The sequence below is a fragment of the Parabacteroides sp. KHUB-01 genome (genome assembly GCF_056640935.1).
Genome location: NZ_CM153256.1, coordinates 2,202,703 through 2,220,546, shown reverse-complemented (window position 1 = coordinate 2,220,546; position 17,844 = coordinate 2,202,703). Strand labels below are relative to the sequence as shown.

17 protein-coding genes are annotated in these 17,844 nt (G+C 40.0%); 11 read left to right on the top strand and 6 right to left on the bottom strand.

What is annotated here, in order from left to right; genetic code table 11:
- Nucleotides 1-139 precede the first annotated feature (139 nt).
- The 4 genes from ACYIAR_RS09635 to ACYIAR_RS09620 all read right to left on the bottom strand — a co-directional run bounded on the left by ACYIAR_RS09635 (nucleotide 140) and on the right by ACYIAR_RS09620 (nucleotide 4,941).
- Nucleotides 140-2,011, bottom strand: coding sequence for a glycoside hydrolase (locus tag ACYIAR_RS09635; protein ID WP_480329228.1), 1,872 nt, complete (start codon nucleotides 2,009-2,011; stop codon nucleotides 140-142).
- 216 nt (nucleotides 2,012-2,227) lie between these two features.
- Nucleotides 2,228-2,668, bottom strand: a complete 441-nt coding sequence (locus ACYIAR_RS09630; protein ID WP_480329226.1) for a DUF6078 family protein — start codon at nucleotides 2,666-2,668, stop codon at nucleotides 2,228-2,230.
- Between the two features lie 47 nt (nucleotides 2,669-2,715).
- A complete protein-coding gene (locus ACYIAR_RS09625) occupies nucleotides 2,716-3,273 on the bottom strand; it encodes an RNA polymerase sigma-70 factor (protein ID WP_480329224.1) in 558 nt (185 codons plus the stop codon).
- Nucleotides 3,274-3,405: 132 nt separating this feature from the next.
- On the bottom strand, nucleotides 3,406-4,941 hold the full coding sequence (locus ACYIAR_RS09620; protein WP_480329221.1) for a sulfatase: 1,536 nt from the start codon (nucleotides 4,939-4,941) through the stop codon (nucleotides 3,406-3,408).
- 162 nt (nucleotides 4,942-5,103) lie between these two features.
- On the opposite strand from ACYIAR_RS09620, the gene ACYIAR_RS09615 reads away from it, so the two are divergent.
- The 5 genes from ACYIAR_RS09615 to ACYIAR_RS09595 all read left to right on the top strand — a co-directional run bounded on the left by ACYIAR_RS09615 (nucleotide 5,104) and on the right by ACYIAR_RS09595 (nucleotide 9,433).
- Entirely contained in the window at nucleotides 5,104-5,997 is an 894-nt protein-coding gene (locus ACYIAR_RS09615; RefSeq protein ID WP_480329219.1) for a DMT family transporter, read from the top strand.
- Nucleotides 5,998-6,081: 84 nt separating this feature from the next.
- Nucleotides 6,082-7,158: an Sb-PDE family phosphodiesterase gene (locus tag ACYIAR_RS09610; protein WP_480329217.1), complete on the top strand. Its 1,077-nt coding sequence runs from the start codon at nucleotides 6,082-6,084 to the stop codon at nucleotides 7,156-7,158.
- 228 nt (nucleotides 7,159-7,386) lie between these two features.
- Nucleotides 7,387-8,622, top strand: coding sequence for a nucleoside recognition domain-containing protein (locus ACYIAR_RS09605; RefSeq protein ID WP_480329215.1), 1,236 nt, complete (start codon nucleotides 7,387-7,389; stop codon nucleotides 8,620-8,622).
- 44 nt (nucleotides 8,623-8,666) lie between these two features.
- Nucleotides 8,667-9,116, top strand: coding sequence for a nucleotidyltransferase substrate binding protein (locus ACYIAR_RS09600; protein ID WP_480329213.1), 450 nt, complete (start codon nucleotides 8,667-8,669; stop codon nucleotides 9,114-9,116).
- Entirely contained in the window at nucleotides 9,086-9,433 is a 348-nt protein-coding gene (locus ACYIAR_RS09595; RefSeq protein WP_480329211.1) for a nucleotidyltransferase family protein, read from the top strand. The genes ACYIAR_RS09600 and ACYIAR_RS09595 overlap by 31 nt, the downstream gene beginning before the upstream one ends.
- Here ACYIAR_RS09595 and ACYIAR_RS09590 read toward each other — a convergent pair.
- On the bottom strand, nucleotides 9,418-10,227 hold the full coding sequence (locus ACYIAR_RS09590) for an alpha/beta hydrolase (RefSeq protein WP_480329209.1): 810 nt from the start codon (nucleotides 10,225-10,227) through the stop codon (nucleotides 9,418-9,420). The genes ACYIAR_RS09595 and ACYIAR_RS09590 overlap by 16 nt on opposite strands.
- Nucleotides 10,228-10,430: 203 nt before the next feature.
- On the opposite strand from ACYIAR_RS09590, the gene ybeY reads away from it, so the two are divergent.
- From ybeY to deoC, 6 genes are all read left to right on the top strand, one after another.
- Nucleotides 10,431-10,862 (top strand): rRNA maturation RNase YbeY, encoded by a 432-nt coding sequence (ybeY, locus tag ACYIAR_RS09585; protein ID WP_480329207.1) that lies wholly within the window; start codon nucleotides 10,431-10,433, stop codon nucleotides 10,860-10,862.
- A gap of 273 nt (nucleotides 10,863-11,135) precedes the next feature.
- Nucleotides 11,136-13,013 carry a tRNA uridine-5-carboxymethylaminomethyl(34) synthesis enzyme MnmG gene (mnmG, locus tag ACYIAR_RS09580; protein ID WP_480329205.1) on the top strand — a complete coding sequence of 626 codons (1,878 nt, stop codon included), beginning with the start codon at nucleotides 11,136-11,138 and terminating at the stop codon, nucleotides 13,011-13,013.
- 85 nt (nucleotides 13,014-13,098) lie between these two features.
- Complete coding sequence (gene uvrC / locus ACYIAR_RS09575; protein WP_480329203.1) at nucleotides 13,099-14,910, top strand: excinuclease ABC subunit UvrC; 1,812 nt, start codon at nucleotides 13,099-13,101, stop codon at nucleotides 14,908-14,910.
- Nucleotides 14,911-14,930: 20 nt separating this feature from the next.
- Nucleotides 14,931-15,383 (top strand): D-aminoacyl-tRNA deacylase, encoded by a 453-nt coding sequence (dtd, locus tag ACYIAR_RS09570; RefSeq protein ID WP_480329201.1) that lies wholly within the window; start codon nucleotides 14,931-14,933, stop codon nucleotides 15,381-15,383.
- Between the two features lie 109 nt (nucleotides 15,384-15,492).
- A complete protein-coding gene (locus ACYIAR_RS09565; RefSeq protein ID WP_480329199.1) occupies nucleotides 15,493-15,828 on the top strand; it encodes a nucleotide pyrophosphohydrolase in 336 nt (111 codons plus the stop codon).
- Nucleotides 15,829-15,832: 4 nt separating this feature from the next.
- On the top strand, nucleotides 15,833-16,738 hold the full coding sequence (gene deoC, locus ACYIAR_RS09560; RefSeq protein WP_480329197.1) for a deoxyribose-phosphate aldolase: 906 nt from the start codon (nucleotides 15,833-15,835) through the stop codon (nucleotides 16,736-16,738).
- An 88-nt stretch (nucleotides 16,739-16,826) separates the two neighbouring features.
- Here the strand turns inward: deoC and ACYIAR_RS09555 are convergent, their stop codons facing one another.
- Nucleotides 16,827-17,798, bottom strand: a complete 972-nt coding sequence (locus ACYIAR_RS09555) for a polyprenyl synthetase family protein (protein ID WP_480329195.1) — start codon at nucleotides 17,796-17,798, stop codon at nucleotides 16,827-16,829.
- Nucleotides 17,799-17,844 lie beyond the last annotated feature (46 nt).

Below are 17,844 nucleotides of genomic sequence, written 5' to 3'. Positions count from 1 at the left end.
TAAAATATAGGATGCTTATTACTAAGCACCCTAAAATCTTATTCAATATATTATCTATTTATTAATCGTTACAAATATAATCTCACACGAAGTTATAAATAACTAGATATACCAATGTTAATTATATCAACCTGGAATATCACCGACTTTCCACCATCACCGTCACAAAACTCAACCCCGGCATCTCAACAACAACCTTTCCGGATTCAACTTTAATTGATTTCAGTTCATCCATTGAGCGTTCTGAGTTGGTTACATAAGCACGGCATGAAGTAATATTTTCAGGTAAGCCGGTAACGATGGCTTCACAAGCGGCGCCATTATTTACCAAGTGAACGGCATATTCTCCTTTGGAAATATTGCCGAATGCTGTAGCATTCACTTCTTTCTTGTCGCAATCCAAAGGAATAGCGAATGAGTTTTCAGGAGTTGATGCCAGCTGTTTGATGTTCCAGAAACGCTGGGTTGGGCGCAAAGGTCCTTCACTGCCGAAAATTCCGTCGCCCCAAAGAAGTGAATAGTCTGAAGTGAGCTGCCATTGCAGGATAGACAAAGGTTGGCAGATGGCGCAAAGACGAACATAAAGATTGATTTCGTAGAAGGCAAATGTTGATTCGCCAAAGATTTCCGGATAACGCCATGCTGCTGCATCCGTACTTCCCTCGCCTACAATCAAAGGTTTGTTTATTTTCTTCGAAATATCTGCCCACCTCTTCAACGTAGCATCATCACATCCTCGCCATGAATGGAAAGAGACGGCTCCGATATATTGCCAAACTGATTTATCATTCAATGCGGCATCAAGGAAACTCAAAGTTGTTGCATCTGAATTATCGCCGAGAAGAAGTGTCGTTGACAATCCGCGTTCAGCTATATAAGCTCCGAAACCTTTGATAAAGCGGGCATGCTCTTCGGCTGTGAACAATACATCAATACCCAAATCAGATTCGTTGAACGAGAACATCACAGTTTCAACTCCATATTCCTGCTTCAAATAAACAAGATAATCAGCAAGCGACTTATATATCTGCTTTTCTTTCTGTGGATTCAGACGATAAGCCTGGATACCGCCCTTGCGTTTGTAATCCTCCGGCTTGCCATCTATTGCCCAAACAGGCGGGAACCAACAGCTTACGATTACCGGCATACCTTTTGCCTGTAAACGCTGTGCCATTTCCATCGAACGGCGCACGTGCTCGTCAAGATTACCTTTTCTTGCTTCGGCAATAGGGTCTGTTGTTTCATCCGGCTGCCATTTCTGCCATGGCATTTCCACACGGCCATAAGCAACTCTCATATTCTGCAAGCAATAGTCGATGACTTTCGGGTCGTTCTTAGGATTCTGCAAACGGAAATTTCCGCCCATACCCATAAACAGTCTGCCCGGATTCTGCAAATCCAATGAAACATTTGCTGCTGTATTGTTTATTTCACCATCAGCAGAAATCTTGAATTTCAAAGTTTTTTCCGAACCACGGCGAACTCGGTCCATCACAGGAATATAAACTACCTTGTTTCCGTCTTCATCACGGACGAAGGCATTTTTCTTCTGCTTCAAGCTGAGTTTCAATGTTCGTCCTTTGCCGTTAATCTGGATTTCCCGTCCGTTGTCCACTATCACACTGCCATAACGGGGAGATGGCAATTCCATACAGAAATAAACTGAAGCTCCCGGCAGAACTGTGTCACTTTTTGCAGTGAGAACCACCTCGGCAACACCCTTCTCAGTGTCACAGACCTGCTGATGAAGCGTCACTCCACGTATAGGAGTCGTAACTTCCTGCATATTTCCATCACGGTGATACTTTGGAAAAGATTGTCTTTCTTTTCCACTGATTTCCATTTCTCCTCCAGGTTTACCTACACGAAAAGAAGATTCAAATTCCATAAGCTCGCCATCCACACGGATACCACTCATATTTCCCCAAGCCATAACTTCTGTCTGTGCAGACAAAGAAGTGGCAGAAAACAAGGCGAGCATAGCCAACACACACTTAAATTGTTTTCTCATGATTTTAAAGTTTACATTATATAAATAAGGATACGACTGCTAAACTACAATTTTTCATTGTAATGAAACTTTTTTTCCACATATTATGAAAAACTTTTTCCATATATTATGAAAATTCTTTTTCATCAGCATGAAAATTTATTTCCATATATTATGAAAAAAGTTTTCCAACCTCAAAAAAAATCCTGAAAATGCAAATAGCAATGAATCAGAATATTACCCTAAATCGTAATATTCGACATATTCGTCAAATTTAAATTCGGTCTTTATTCCGGATTTTTTCAGCAAAGAAATTATTGAATTCTGTTCGTTAGGACTGATAAGTCTTTCCTTTTTAAGACAGCGATAATATGTAGACAGTCCAAGATAATGTTTCATTATGCGCTTTGCAGCCAAAGCCTCGGCATAAGGCATAGAGTTAAGCATCATATTAAAACCTTTGGCAAACATTTCCGGTTTGTCAAGTACAAACATTTCACAGTTTTCCCCAGTTAAAGGAATAATAGACACAGGATTAACACTTGTCACCACTTTTCTGGAAGCTGGCACATTCGAAGCCACACTATATCTAAGGCATTCAGCTTTACGTGTGCATTTTTCATTGAAGCAATGAACAAAAGATACAGGGAATTTGTCGTAATCTAGAATTTCATTCATAATATTATTAGTTTTTAAGTTTGTAAGTTTTTGAGTTTACAAATCAGCTAAATAATTTCCTTGAAAAAGAAAAGTGCCATAGGTAAATAATCCTTCAGAGAAATACGCAGTTCCTTAAGGGCTTTAGTGATGTGATATTCCACAGTTTTTGATGAGACACCCATCTTTTCGGCAATTTCCTTGACCGACATTTGCTCATAACGGCTCATACGGAAAATGCGTTGTGTCTGCTCTGGTAAAGAATTGAGAGTTTCATTAATGATATGATTTATATCATCTGTATAAATAGTCGACGGATCACATGCCTCAAGACTCATTATACGATAGTTTATATCTCTTATCTGAACAGAAGATATATTCTCCATCACCTCAAGTTTGGTTTCCTGACGCTTCAGGTAGTTCAGCGAACGATTACGGAGAATTGTTATAAGCAAAGCCAAAGGATGCTCAACCGTTTCCGTCTTCATCGTTTCCCACAACTGTATCAAAGATTCGGATGTAATATCTTCAGCAACCTGGTCGTAGCGTACATAAGATTTTACGAACATAAATGAACGCTTATAATATAATGTATATATATCGCTAAAACTCATCATTGCCGACATACTACTTCCCTTTTTAGCTAATGTTCCACAATGTTAGTAAAAAGAAATTGTATTTACAAATTATAACAGATACAAGTTAACGAGGAAACAAGTTGACAAGAGTTCTTTCCCTTGTCAACTTGTTTCTGAAGCTTACTTACTCAAGAAGTAATCCAAATCCGGTTTCACAACATTTCCTTCGAAATCCACAGGATAAAGAGCGCCTTCTTTTTCAAGACGCGCAATCATCGTCTTCAACATTTCATTTCTCTTGGAAGGATTTGTTTCTGAAAGTTCATTCTTCTCAAACGGGTCATCTTTAAGATTATAAAGAAGACACTCCGGACGTTCGGGATGTTCGGGATTATAATAATAAATTATTTTCCAGTTGCCTTCACGATAAACGGTGAAATAGCTTCCGCGATGGCTGTGCGGGAAATGCATAAGGAAAACATTTTCTCTCTCGGCAGAACTGTTTCCCTGAAGAAGCGGCTTAAGATTCTGTCCATCCACAGCATGAGATTGCGGAATCTCAGCTCCACTCAAAGAAGCAAGCGTAGGATAAACATCCATTATCGTTCCCATCTGAGTTTGTACTTTACCGGAAGCAACCGGGAAAGCTTTTTGCAATTTGTTTTTTGCATTTGGTTTTGCCCACGAAATGATGAATGGCACTCGCATTCCACCTTCGAACTCCGTACCTTTCTTTCCACGTAAAGGAGCAGAAGAAGCATATTCACGTGCCGGTCCTAAAGGAGCATCACCGCCATTATCACCAAGGAATATTATAAGAGTGTTTTCGGCAACACCTTTCTCAACAAGATAGTCCATTATTTCGCCAAGGGATTTATCCATTCCTTCCACTAAAGTTGCAAATGCTTTTGCAGCATCGCTCTTCGAAGCATCACCTTCGTAGTGCGAAAGGAAACGCTTATCTGCCATAAAAGGAGCATGCAGGGCATAATGAGCCATGTTCAGGTAGAAAGGTTTTCCTTCGGCTATAGCTTTATCCATTTCAGCTTTGGCTTCAAGGGTCAATGCATCGGTCAGGAAAGTTTCCGAACCATGATATTTCTCAAGTCCTGGAACAGCTCTTGGTTTATATCCGGCAATATTTCCATATCCTTCCTCGCCAAGATAACTTCCAGGCTGACCGATAGACGAACCTGCGATATTTACATCGAATCCTATATTCTGAGGAAACTCACCTTCACTGCCAATACATCCGAAATGAGCCTTTCCTACATGTATGGTTTTATAACCTTGAGTATGCAATAAACGCGGAAGAGTGAAAACACTCGAATCGATACCTTTCCAGTTCCACTCACGCGGTCCATATGGAGTTCTGTTGTTTGATTCGGAATTAATCCAGTTTGTAGTTCTGTGTCGGGTGGCGTTCTGTCCGGTCATCAATGAAGTGCGCGATGGCGAACTCACACTCTGGGCATAGAAAGTTGAGAAACGGATTCCTGTTTCGGCAAGTCTTTCCATATTTGGAGTTCTGTACCATCGGTTAAGAGGCTGCTCTATAGGATTGCCGTTTTCATCAACAACGAAAGGAAGTGATGTATCCATCAATCCCATATCATCAACAAGGAAGACAATAATATTCGGTTTGTTCTCGGCGTTTGCGGCAATTCCGGCAAATGATAATGCCGCAGCCGAAATGATAGTGCTTACTTTATTCATAAGAGATATTCTGTTTTATTGATTTATATGAAGAAATTTCAAAGGAAACACAAAGTGAATGTCATCAAAATTTCCGGAGTTAACAAAATTGACATAACAAAGCAAAAATATTAAAATTGAAGATTTAATCACTAATTTTGCCTCGTTTTTATACAGACAGTCATGAATAATATTCTGCCTACAAAAGAATCTTCCAAACTGTATCACATACTTGCGATACTAACTGTTGGTGTTTGGGGAACAACATTCATATCAACAAAAGTTCTTATCGAAAATGGTTTGCAGCCACACGAGATATTTCTTCTCCGTTTCCTTGTTGCCTACATCGGTATTTGGTTTATTTCTCCGGCAAAGCTGTTTGCCAAGAGTTGGCGAGACGAATTGCTTCTTCTCCTCTCTGGCTTTACGGGAGGAAGTCTTTATTTCCTGACTGAAAACACGGCTTTGAGTTATACGCAAACTACAAATGTTGCATTTATTATATGTACAACTCCGCTGCTGACAACAATGCTGTCGCTGCTAACCGACAAAGATGAAAAAGTGAACCGGCCGATTATTATTGGTTCGGTAATTGCATTGATTGGAGTTGCCCTGCTTATATTCAACGGCAGCTTCGTGCTGCAACTTTCTCCTGCAGGAGATTTGCTGACACTTGCTGCAGCATTGTCGTGGTCGGTCTATAGTCTTATCATAAGGAAACTGTCGGGAAGATATAATTCAGCATTTATCACCAGAAAAGTTTTCTTTTACGGATTGCTTACTGTTTTGCCGGTATTTCTGCTGAAGCCTTTCAGTTTCGCTGCGGAAGGTTTTGCCAATCCTGCTGTTTGGATGAATCTGGCTTTTCTTGGAGTGTTGGCTTCGCTGGTTTGTTTTGTTGTGTGGAATATTGTTCTGAAGCAGCTTGGCACAATACAATCGTCAAACTATCTTTATCTGAATCCACTTTTCACAACCGTAGCCGCTTCGATGTTCCTGGATGAGAAACTTACGGTTTATGCTATTGGCGGAGTTGTTCTGGTTCTTCTCGGCGTATTCTTTTCCACAAAAAAGTAATATGTCATTAAATTGTAATCAAGCCTAAACCTTTCTGAAAAGTAGATGCTGTTACTTTGCTCTCGCAAAAGAAAACAATATCTGATGAAAAAGAGTTTATTAATTCCGGCTTTGTTAGTTTCAATGTTCTGTCAGGCACAGACAAGAAACGAAATACAGATTCCAGACCTGAAAGGTTACGAAACTCTGAAATGCGATTTCCATATCCATACAGTTTTCTCGGACGGAACAGTTTGGCCAACAGTGCGAGTTGACGAAGCATACAGAGAAGGACTTGATGCTATTTCTCTGACTGAGCACATCGAATATCGTCCGCACAAGGAAGATATAAATGCAGCTCACGACCGTTCATTTGATATTGCAAAGAAATATGCTGACGACAGAAATATCATCCTTATAAAGGGTAGCGAAATCACTCGTTCGATGCCGCCAGGACACAGCAATGCCATATTCATTTCGGATGCTGATGCCTTGGACAAAAAAGAATATAAAGATGCTTTCAACGAAGCAAAGAAGCAAAATGCTTTCATATTCTGGAATCATCCGGCATGGGACACACAGCAACCGGACACAACTCTTTGGTGGGACGCTCACACAGATTTGTTGAACAGCGGATGCATGCATGGTATTGAAGTTGTAAACGGGAATTATTCCCCGGAAGCTCACCAGTGGTGTCTGGACAAAAAACTTACAATGATGGGTAATTCTGATGTTCACCAGCCAATACAGGCAGATATTGATTTTGCCAAAGGCGAACACAGAACAATGACACTCGTCTTCGCTAAGGAAAGAAGCGAGGCGGGAATACGCGAAGCTTTGGAAAATCGCAGGACAGCCGTTTATCATCAGAACAATCTGATAGGCGAAGAAGTGTTCCTGAAAGAGATTTTCGAAAACTCCATTAAAATTGAATCAATAAAAAGAAATGGAAACAGCGCAAGAGTTACATTATATAATGACTCTGACCTGGAGTTCAATCTGAAAAAGACTGAACACGACAAAGATGTTATCTATTTCCGTGAATACACTATAAAACCGCACTGCAAACACACAATATCTGTTCGCTTCGAAAACAACAAAACGCAAGGCGATGTAAACTTCGAAGTGACTAATTTGTGGATTGCACCGGGAAAAGGTTTAACCTATAGCTTTAGACTTTGAAAAACATCACATATATTTTTCTCTTAACAAAGCGTAAATGAAAATTCTAGCTCTTACATTTACTTAAACGCACATACATTTCATTTTCCCTGGCCTTTAAACCAACCAATGAAAAAGGCATAGCTGCAAAACCGGAAAGCACAAAAGCTCATGGGTTTGCAGCTTTTTTATTTTTCTCGTCTGTATAAATAACTTACATTTGCAGCCATAAGACTAAACTTCTTAAAAATGGTATTGAACTATATATGGATTGGATTCTTTCTGATTGCTTTTGTGGTGGCAATGGGAAAGCTTGTTTTTCTCGGAGATACAAATGTGTTCACTGAGATTATCAATAACACGTTCTCGTCAGCAAAAACAGGATTTGAGATTTCAATCGGTCTGACCGGCGTACTTTCTCTCTGGCTCGGCATTATGAAAATCGGAGAAAAGGGTGGAGTTATCCAGGCTTTCGCCAAACTTGCTTCTCCTGTTTTCTGCAAACTGTTTCCGGAGATTCCCAAAGAGCATCCGGTGACGGGTTCGATATTCATGAATCTTTCAGCTAATCTGCTCGGGCTTGACAATGCTGCGACTCCGATGGGATTGAAAGCAATGCAACAAATGCAGGAATTCAATAAGGATAAAGACACGGCAAGCAATCCGATGATTATGTTCCTTTGCATAAATGCATCGGGGCTGACACTGATACCGATTACCATTATGATGTATCGTGCCCAGCTTGGCGCGGCAAATCCTTCGGATGTGTTCCTGCCAATTATGCTGGCAACTTTCACTTCAACACTCGTTGCAATTCTTGCCGTATGTTTCAAACAGAGAATAAATATTCTGCAGAAAAATCTGATATTGTTTTTCGGCGGTCTGATAACATTAATCGGAGGTTTGGTAGTTCTGTTCCGCTCAATGCCGCAAGAGGAAGTTTCTCTTTATTCCACAGTTTTTGCCAACACTCTCCTGTTCTCCATTATTTGTGGATTTATTGTTAGTGGCATCAGAAAACGTATAAACGTTTATGAAACTTTTATTGAAGGAGCAAAAGAAGGATTTCAAACAGCAATAACTATTATACCATATCTTATAGCCGTGCTAGTGGCAATAGGTGTGTTCCGAGCTTCGGGGGCGATGAATTTTGTGATTGATGCAGTAAGATTTTGTGTGGAAGCAGTCGGACTTAATTCCGATTTTGTCGAAGCCTTGCCAACAATGCTTATGAAACCATTGAGCGGAAGCGGTGCCCGCGGGATGATGCTTGACGCGATGAATACTTACGGAGCGGATTCGTTCGTAGGCAGACTGGCTTCAATAGTTCAAGGTTCGAGCGATACGACTTTTTATGTGGTTGCCTTATATTACGGAAGCGTCGGCATACGAAATTCACGATACACAGTTTCATGCTCTTTACTGGCAGACCTTGCCGGAGCGCTAGCTTCAATTGGTCTGGCTTATCTGTTTTTCGGAAGCTGACGAAACAGAAAAGACATTTATGACTACATGACTAAAAATTAAAGATGGAAGAAGAACAAAAAGAGGATGTCAAAGAGGAAATAGATTATGACATCAGATGGAAACAACGATTCAATTATTACACTAAGGCTTTTGGCAGACTGACCGAAGCTATTACTATTATTAAACATGAGCCGAATCATTTTCTGCTCCAGGCAGGACTGATACAGACATTTGAGTATACGTTCGAACTCGGATGGAAAACATTGAAGGATTATCTGGAGTCGGAAGGGTTTCATGTTTCATCGCCAAAGCATGCAATCAGAAAAGCTTTTCAATGTGGATTCATTTCTGACGCCAAACCGTGGCTGAAGGCTTTGAACGACCGAAACATGATGGCACATTCCTACTACGAAGATGTTTCGCTTCATGTTGTTTCGGAAATACAAGACAAATATTATGACCAACTAAAAGAACTTCACGAATGGCTTGGGAATTTGGTAACACAGTATTAGACAAGGAAACGCTGAAAGAAATTCATAGAATTTTATACAGCTTCCCCAAAGTGAAGGAAGCTGTATTATTTGGTTCGCGAGCTAAAGGCTGCCCTAAGAAAGGCTCAGATATCGACATTGCCATTATTGGAGAGAAAATAAATCTGGATGATATATCTACAATTCTGGCAATATTCGAAGCATCTCTTATTCCTTTCATGATAGATCTTGTCGATTTTAGAGGAATAAAAAATGCAGGATTGAGATCGCACATTGAAAGAGTTGGAATCACAATCTACAGACGCGACCTGAATATGGCAAATTATTTCTTCAACTGATGCTGACGGATGAAATCAACGGCAAGCGGGAAACCTGCGCGGCACATTGTTCCGTGGTCGAAGCCGTCGAGTTCGTAAATCGTAATATCAGGATGACCGACAAGTTTTAGCATTCTCCAGAAATAGGCTGTCTCCTCGTATCTGCCAAAGAGCTCTTTTTCTCTGTCGCCGGAGATTATCAGAATCGGTGCGCAATCTTTTCTTACATGATACAGAGGAGCAGTCCTGTCAATAGTTGGTTGCAATGGTTCCAGGCCTTGCTCCTTTCTGGTAGCAAAATGTGTTATGACCTGACCGCTGAAAGGAATAATTCCTGCTAGCAAATCTGCATCTACATTATATTTCTGCAGCCATGATTTATCCAATCCAATCATATTAACCAAATATCCTCCGGCTGAATGTCCGGCAATATATATGGAAGAAGTGTCACCTCCATATTCCCCAATATTATTGAAAACCCATGCAACTGCAGCAGCGGCATCATCAACAATCTCCAAAGTTTTCACTTGTGGCGACAAACGGTATTCAACACCTACAACTATCAAACCTTCTTTCAATAATTCTTCTGGAATTTCACGGCTACCTCCTGTAAGTCCTCCTCCATGAAACCACACCAGAACCGGAGATTTTGCTGCACCTTCAGGACTGGCAATATCCAACCGGCACATTGAGTCGGCATAAGCATTGGGCATTTGCGTACGATAAGGAATGTTGCGCTTGTAAACATAATCTGAAGCTTGGGCTGTCAAAACAAACAGACAGCAAAGCATGGTTAACCAAAGTAATCGTTTCATATCATAAAAGTTTATTGTTAGACAAAATCATATACTCTAAGTTCTGAGACTTGAATCATATTTCAGTTAGCACTATTATCACTCAACAAAGCAATATTCATTTCTTTGCTCAAAGATAAAAAATCACACAAAATTATGGAAGATTTGAAAAGCAAAACGAAATAGATTAATTTCGCAGAATCAAACTTCAAACAAATAAAAAGATGGCAATTTTTTATTATTCCGAAGACATAGAACTTCCAGCCATAAACCAGGACGCAGTGAGTGGATGGGTGAGAAAAGTAGCGGAAACACATGGAAAGAAAACCGGAGATATTTCCTATATTTTCTGTTCTGATGAAAAAATACTGGAAGTAAACCGTCAGTATTTGCAGCACGATTATTATACGGATATTATCACTTTCGATTATACAAGCGGGAATAAAATATCCGGCGACCTGTTCATAAGCTTGGATACTGTGAAGACTAACGCTGAAAAATTCAATACAGAATATAACGAAGAACTTCACCGTACAATAATCCACGGAATTCTTCATCTTTGCGGAATAAACGACAAAGGTCCGGGAGAAAGAGAAATTATGGAAGAGAACGAAAACAAAGCTCTTGCCATACTCCCGGAAGAATGTAAGAGATGACAATACATAATTATATATTCCAAAATATAGGACCGAACCTGCCGGCGCGTAGGTCCGGTCCTACGTTTAAATATATACGGCCCCACGCGGATTTGGGTTCGGCCCTGCAAAAAACGGATTCGATGCCTCCAAAACTTTTGTTCGAAGATATTTCATACCACAAACCACAAATACTGCTACCCGCCGAGGATTCCATAAAAAAGAATAAGAGCAATGGTTGTCTGCTCCATCTTAACTATCTTTGCAAAAGAATAAAAAACAGAAAAATATACGATGATTTTCAATTACGATGTAATAGTTGTAGGAGCCGGACATGCCGGTTGTGAAGCAGCAGCTGCGGCAGCTAATCTAGGCTCGAAGACTTTGCTCATCACAATGGACATGAACAAGATTGCCCAGATGAGCTGTAATCCGGCTGTTGGTGGTATTGCAAAAGGTCAAATCGTTAGAGAGATTGATGCCTTGGGTGGACAGATGGGTATAGTGACAGACCGCACAGCCATCCAATTCCGTATGCTTAACAGAAGTAAAGGCCCTGCAATGTGGAGCCCGAGAGCGCAAAGCGACCGTGCCCGTTTCATCGAATGCTGGAGAGGTATTTTGGAAAACACTCCTAATCTGTCCATATGGCAGGATATGGTTCACGAGCTGTTGATGGACGGTAATCGTGTTGTTGGTGTGAAAACAGGAATGGGCGTGGAATTTCATGCCGGAGCTGTTGTTCTGACAAACGGAACTTTCCTGAACGGATTGATGCATATCGGACGCACACAAATCAAAGGTGGACGAATCTCTGAACCTGCAGCTACTGGTTTAACTGAGCAATTGCTTTCTCTCGGTATTAAATCCGACAGAATGAAAACGGGAACTCCGGTACGTATTGATGCACGAAGTGTTCATTTCGATGAAATGGAAGTGCAGCCAGGAGAAAATGATTTCCACAAATTCTCCTATATGGACAACGTACATCGTGAGCTGAAACAACTATGCTGCTGGACTTGCTTCACAAACGAACGTTGTCATGAGATTTTGCGCGAAGGTTTGCCTGACTCTCCTCTTTACAACGGACAGATAAAAAGTATTGGTCCGAGATATTGCCCAAGTATCGAAACTAAAATTGTAACATTCGCAGACAAGACACAACACCAGTTGTTCCTGGAACCGGAAGGTGAAAACACAACAGAATTATATCTGAACGGTTTCTCATCTTCTCTCCCGCTTGATGTTCAGCTTCGGGCTTTACAGGCAATTCCTGCATTCCGCGATGTTCAGATATTCCGCCCGGGTTATGCAATAGAATACGATTTCTTCGACCCGACACAATTAAACCATAATCTGGAGACAAAGCAAATCAAGAATCTTTTCTTTGCCGGACAGATAAACGGAACAACAGGATATGAAGAAGCAGGCGGACAAGGTTTGGTAGCCGGAATAAATGCTCATATTAATTGCCACGGCGGAGAGCCTTTCATCCTTGGACGTGACGAAGCATATATTGGAGTGCTTATCGACGACTTGGTGACTAAAGGTGTTGACGAGCCATATCGTATGTTTACATCAAGAGCTGAATACAGAATATTGCTTCGACAGGATGATGCAGATATGCGACTCACTGAAAAATCACACAATCTTGGTTTGGCAAAAGCTGACAGATATAGATTGCTAAATGAGAAAAAAGAGAGCCGCGATGCATTGATTAATTTCTGTGCGAACTATTCAATCAAACCTCAATATATAAATGATGGTTTGGAAAAGCTGGGAACAACTCCCCTTGCTCACGGATGCAAACTTGAGACATTGGTTCTTCGTCCGCAGCTCAACCTTACAAATCTTGCAGAATTGATTCCGGCCCTCAAAGCAGAGTTGGACAAAGTTCCGGAAAGCAGAAAAGATGAAATTATTGAAGCTGCAGAAATCCTGATAAAATATAGCGGCTACATTAAGCGCGAACAAGTAATCGCAGACAAAATAAACCGTCTGGAGAATATACGAATCAAAGGCAAGTTCGACTATATGTCTATCCAATCTTTATCGACAGAAGCCAGACAGAAGCTGACGAGAATAGACCCGGAGACGATAGCCCAGGCAAGTCGAATTCCAGGCATATCTCCTAACGATATAAACATCTTGCTGGTCCTTCTCGGCAGATAAACCTCATATGTGTTCCACGTGAAACATTACTTTAACAAGAACACATAACTTGCTGATTATAGCATTTTAAACTAGAAAAAAGTAAATGAACAAAGAATCTGCGGAACATATAAAAAGCATATTGGCAGTAATCCCGGAAAAGCCGGGATGCTACCAATACTTCGACAGTAACGGGACTATTATATATGTCGGAAAAGCTAAGAATTTAAAGAGGCGTGTATCTTCCTATTTCAATAAAGAGCACGACAGCAACAAGACTAAAGTCCTCGTAAAACAAATCCGGGATATAAAATATATTGTTGTAGATACGGAAGAAGATGCCCTACTTTTGGAGAATAATCTAATCAAGCAATACAGGCCGAGATACAACGTCCTGTTGAAAGACGACAAAACTTATCCGTCAATTGTAGTAAAGAACGAATATTTTCCAAGAGTATATCAAACCAGAAATATCGTCAGAGACGGCTCAAGATATTACGGTCCCTACCCTTCAGTTTACACAGCAAAATTAATGCTGCAATTAATAAAGGAACTTTATCCGATTCGTACTTGCAAGCATTCGCTGACTCCGGAAAGTATTCGCGAAGGCAAATATAAAGTCTGCCTGGAATATCATATAAAACGATGCAAAGGTCCGTGCGAAGGCTTGCAAACTATGGAAGAATACCAGCAAAACATTTCCGAGATAAAGGAAATTCTCCGAGGTAATATTTCTCAAGTAAGTAAACTTCTTTATGACGAAATGCAGAAACTAGCATCGGAACTAAAGTTTGAAGAAGCGCAGAAAGTAAAACTTAAATACGAAGCTATCGAAAATTACAGATCAAAATCTACAGTAGTTCCACCGATGCTTCACAATCTGGATGTTTTTTCTATTACGGAAAACGACAATTCTGCATACATTAATTATATGCATATTGGTAATGGCGCAATTGTTCAAGCATACACTTTCGAATATAAAAAACGTCTTGAAGAAACGAAAGAAGAACTTTTGGCTCTTGGTATCGTTGAGATGAGAGAAAGATTCAAAAGCCGGGCAAAAGAGATTATTGTTCCGTTCGAAATAGATATAGAAATGGAAGGCGTCAGCTTTACCATTCCACAACGGGGAGACAAAAAGAAATTGCTGGAACTTTCGGAGATGAACGGCAAACAATATAAAATAGACAAGCTGAAACAAGCAGAAAAATTGAATCCGGAACAGCGAAACACAAGACTTCTGAAAGAGATTCAAGATGCGTTGCACTTGCCAAAATTGCCTGTTCATATCGAATGTTTCGATAATTCGAATATTCAGGGAAGTGATGCCGTTGCAGCTTGTGTTGTATTCAAAATGGCGAAACCATCGAAGAATGATTACAGGAAATATAATATAAAGACAGTTGTCGGTCCTGACGATTATGCTTCAATGAAGGAAGTTGTCCGACGCAGATACAGCAGGGCAAAAGAAGAGAATCTTCCTCTTCCGGATTTGATTATTACCGATGGTGGAAAAGGACAAATGGAAGTTGTCCGTTCAGTTATCGAAGACGAACTTAATCTGAATATTCCGATAGCAGGTTTGGCAAAAGATGGAAAACATCGTACAGCAGAACTTTTGTTTGGCTTCCCTCCCGTCACAGTTGGAATGCAGCTTAACAGTCCGCTGTTTCATTTGCTCACCAGAATGCAAGACGAAGTTCACCGATTTGCCATCACATTCCATAAAGATAAGCGAAGCAAAAACCAGACACGCTCGGAACTTGATACTATAAAAGGTGTTGGAGAAAAAACAAAAACTGCTTTGCTGAAACACTTCAAAAGTGTGAAACGTATCAAGGAGGCTTCATTTGAAGATCTCAAAGAAGTGGTCGGTGAAGCAAAAGCAAAAGTCATAAAAGAGAGTTTATCTAAATAATTAAATTGATATAGGAAATTATGAGAACAGTTATTCAACGTGTAAAATATGCTTCCGTTACTATCGACGGAAACTTGAAATCTAAAATTGGAAAAGGCTTACTTATTCTAGTTGGTATTGAAGACAGAGATACACAGGAAGACATAGACTGGCTTTGCAAGAAGATTTGTGCGCTTAGAATTTTTGACGATGAAAACGGTGTAATGAACCGCTCGGTTACTGACATTGACGGAGAAATTCTTGTGGTAAGTCAGTTTACTTTGCACGCTTCAACAAAGAAAGGAAACCGTCCTTCATATATCAAAGCTTCGAAACCTGATTTTGCTATTCCAATGTATGAGAAGTTTTGCGATGAAATGAGCATTAATTTAGGTAAACAGGTTCAGACTGGAACATTCGGTGCAGATATGAAAGTGGAGCTTTTGAACGATGGACCGGTAACTATTTTGATAGATTCACAGAATAAAGAGTAGTAACAGATACGAGGGAACAAGGGAACGAGTTGACAAGGTTTTTATAGAATCTAAGATAATAACCTTGTCAACTTGTTAACTCGTCAACTCGTCCCCTAAACAAACATCTATGTCAGAAATCACATTAAAACAAGCTCAGGAAACCGTGGACAATTGGATAAAAACTTACGGCGTCCGATATTTCAACGAGCTTACGAATATGGCAATACTTACTGAAGAAGTAGGTGAAGTGGCAAGAATTATTGCCCGCAAATATGGCGAACAATCCTTCAAGGAAAGTGACAAAAACAAAGATTTGTCCGATGAAATGGCAGATGTATTATGGGTTTTGATATGCCTCGCCAACCAGACAGGTATTGATCTTACAGCTGCATTCGAAAAGAATCTGGCAAAGAAAACTCAGAGAGATAAAGAAAGACATATAAACAATAATAAACTACAATAAGATTATGGAACAATTTCAAGATTATGAAGATTTGGGAACTCCTAAATCTGACAAATATCACGAATCATTCGCGAAATTTGAAGCTGCAGGAAGTGATGAAAAAGTAGCTACAGCCGTAACTACTATTCTTGATAAACATGCAAGAGAGAACTTCACTCCGGAAGTCTTGAAGAAAATTCATGGATGTATCGACCTTACAACACTTACTTCTATCGACACAAAAGAAAGCGTGTGGAAAATGGTTGAGAGTGTGAACGACTATGAAGGAACTCGTCCTGATGTTCCAAATGTGGCTGCTATCTGTGTTTATCCAATATTCGTGGAAACAGTAAAACAGGCTTTGCGAGCTGACAAAGTTCATATTGCTTCAGTTTGTGGCGGCTTCCCTGCTTCACAGACTTTCACAGAAATCAAGGTTGCAGAAACAGCAATGGCTGTTATGGAAGGAGCTGATGAAATCGATACAGTTATCAATATTGGCTATTTCCTTGAAGAAAACTATGAGGAACTTTGCGATGAATTGGAAGAAATCAAATCAAGTTGCCGCGAAGGAAAGATGAAAGTAATCATTGAAAGCGGAGCTTTGGTAAGCGCTGAAAATATCCGTAAAGCTTCTATTCTTGCTGCATATTCTGGAGCTGATTTTATCAAGACTTCTACAGGCAAAGGTTATCCTGGAGCAACTCCGGAAGCTGCATATACAATCTGTAAAGTTATCAAGCAATATCACGAATTGACCGGAAATAAGATTGGTATAAAGGTTGCCGGCGGCATAAGAACTGCAGAAGACGCTGTGAACTATTATACAATTGTAAAGGAAATTCTTGGTGAAGAATGGTTGAACAGCGACTTGTTCCGTATCGGTGCAAGCAGCCTTGTTCAGGATATAGAGAAAAGACTTGGTAAATAAAAACTGCTGAGAACATAAAAAAATAAGTTGACAAGATTCAAGATTTATCACTTGCATTCTTGTCAACTTATTTTGTTTAACGAATAGATTATTTCTTTCTTTCGATTACATATTCTGCCAAATCCTTCAAACCTTGTCTTGCAGGTGAATCTTTCAGAGAATCCAATTCTGCCAACGCTTTGTTATAAAATTCTCTCATTCGGGATTCAGCATATTCAATTCCACCTTTTGCCTTGGCAAACTCAATCAGAGATTCAATATTTTCAGTAGTGAAATCTTTTTCCAAAATTATGCGGCGGAAATTCTCAGCTTCTTCCCCACCCGACCGTAATGCATATAATAAAGGAAGAGTAATCTTTCCTTCACGGATATCGTTGCCTGTCGGTTTTCCGATATTCAAATCATGGAAATAATCGAATATATCGTCTTTAATCTGGAAACTGTATCCTAAATATTCACCAAAGCGTTTCAGGACTTCTATTTCGTGTTCTGTTGCATTAGCAGAAATTGCGCCAATCTCAGCACAGGCAGAAAGCAGTGTTGCAGTCTTCTTGAATATAACCTGCATATAGCAGTCTTCATCAATTATGCTTTCATCTGCTGTTTCAAGTTGCTTTATTTCTCCTTCGGACAAGTCTCTTCCCAAATTTGAAACTATACCGATAATACGCAAATTTCCTGTCTGTATTGAACGAATCAAAGCTGTTGAAAGAACATAATCTCCAACTAAAACAGAAACACGATTATCAAAAATGGCATTCAACGAAGGAACACCTCGGCGTTGTTTTGTCTCATCAATTACATCATCATGTATCAATGTTGCTGTATGAAGCAATTCCAGAAATATGGATGCATTTATAGTAGAATCGTTTACTCCACCGCAAGCTTCGGCAGAGAGCAGCACCAACAATGGCCTTACATGCTTTCCGGTAGAATTCAATATCTGCTCAATGGCAGACTGAAGCAGACGAGTCTCACTGCGAAGAGATGATTCAAACTCTTCGTTGAAACGTGCAAATGCAGCTGCTACCGGTTCCTCTATTTTACTTCTATCTTTCATAAAAATATCAACGATACGCAAAAGTAGCAAAAAGTATCGAGTAAGC

Coding starts and splice junctions, on each gene's coding strand:
- ACYIAR_RS09635 (WP_480329228.1), bottom strand. CDS start 2,011: ATGAGAAAACAATTTAAGTGTGTGTTGGCTATGCTCGCCTTGTTTTCT.
- ACYIAR_RS09630 (WP_480329226.1), bottom strand. CDS start 2,668: ATGAATGAAATTCTAGATTACGACAAATTCCCTGTATCTTTTGTTCAT.
- ACYIAR_RS09625 (WP_480329224.1), bottom strand. CDS start 3,273: ATGTCGGCAATGATGAGTTTTAGCGATATATATACATTATATTATAAG.
- ACYIAR_RS09620 (WP_480329221.1), bottom strand. CDS start 4,941: ATGAATAAAGTAAGCACTATCATTTCGGCTGCGGCATTATCATTTGCC.
- ACYIAR_RS09615 (WP_480329219.1), top strand. CDS start 5,104: ATGAATAATATTCTGCCTACAAAAGAATCTTCCAAACTGTATCACATA.
- ACYIAR_RS09610 (WP_480329217.1), top strand. CDS start 6,082: ATGAAAAAGAGTTTATTAATTCCGGCTTTGTTAGTTTCAATGTTCTGT.
- ACYIAR_RS09605 (WP_480329215.1), top strand. CDS start 7,387: ATGGTATTGAACTATATATGGATTGGATTCTTTCTGATTGCTTTTGTG.
- ACYIAR_RS09600 (WP_480329213.1), top strand. CDS start 8,667: ATGGAAGAAGAACAAAAAGAGGATGTCAAAGAGGAAATAGATTATGAC.
- ACYIAR_RS09595 (WP_480329211.1), top strand. CDS start 9,086: ATGGCTTGGGAATTTGGTAACACAGTATTAGACAAGGAAACGCTGAAA.
- ACYIAR_RS09590 (WP_480329209.1), bottom strand. CDS start 10,227: ATGAAACGATTACTTTGGTTAACCATGCTTTGCTGTCTGTTTGTTTTG.
- ybeY (WP_480329207.1), top strand. CDS start 10,431: ATGGCAATTTTTTATTATTCCGAAGACATAGAACTTCCAGCCATAAAC.
- mnmG (WP_480329205.1), top strand. CDS start 11,136: ATGATTTTCAATTACGATGTAATAGTTGTAGGAGCCGGACATGCCGGT.
- uvrC (WP_480329203.1), top strand. CDS start 13,099: ATGAACAAAGAATCTGCGGAACATATAAAAAGCATATTGGCAGTAATC.
- dtd (WP_480329201.1), top strand. CDS start 14,931: ATGAGAACAGTTATTCAACGTGTAAAATATGCTTCCGTTACTATCGAC.
- ACYIAR_RS09565 (WP_480329199.1), top strand. CDS start 15,493: ATGTCAGAAATCACATTAAAACAAGCTCAGGAAACCGTGGACAATTGG.
- deoC (WP_480329197.1), top strand. CDS start 15,833: ATGGAACAATTTCAAGATTATGAAGATTTGGGAACTCCTAAATCTGAC.
- ACYIAR_RS09555 (WP_480329195.1), bottom strand. CDS start 17,798: ATGAAAGATAGAAGTAAAATAGAGGAACCGGTAGCAGCTGCATTTGCA.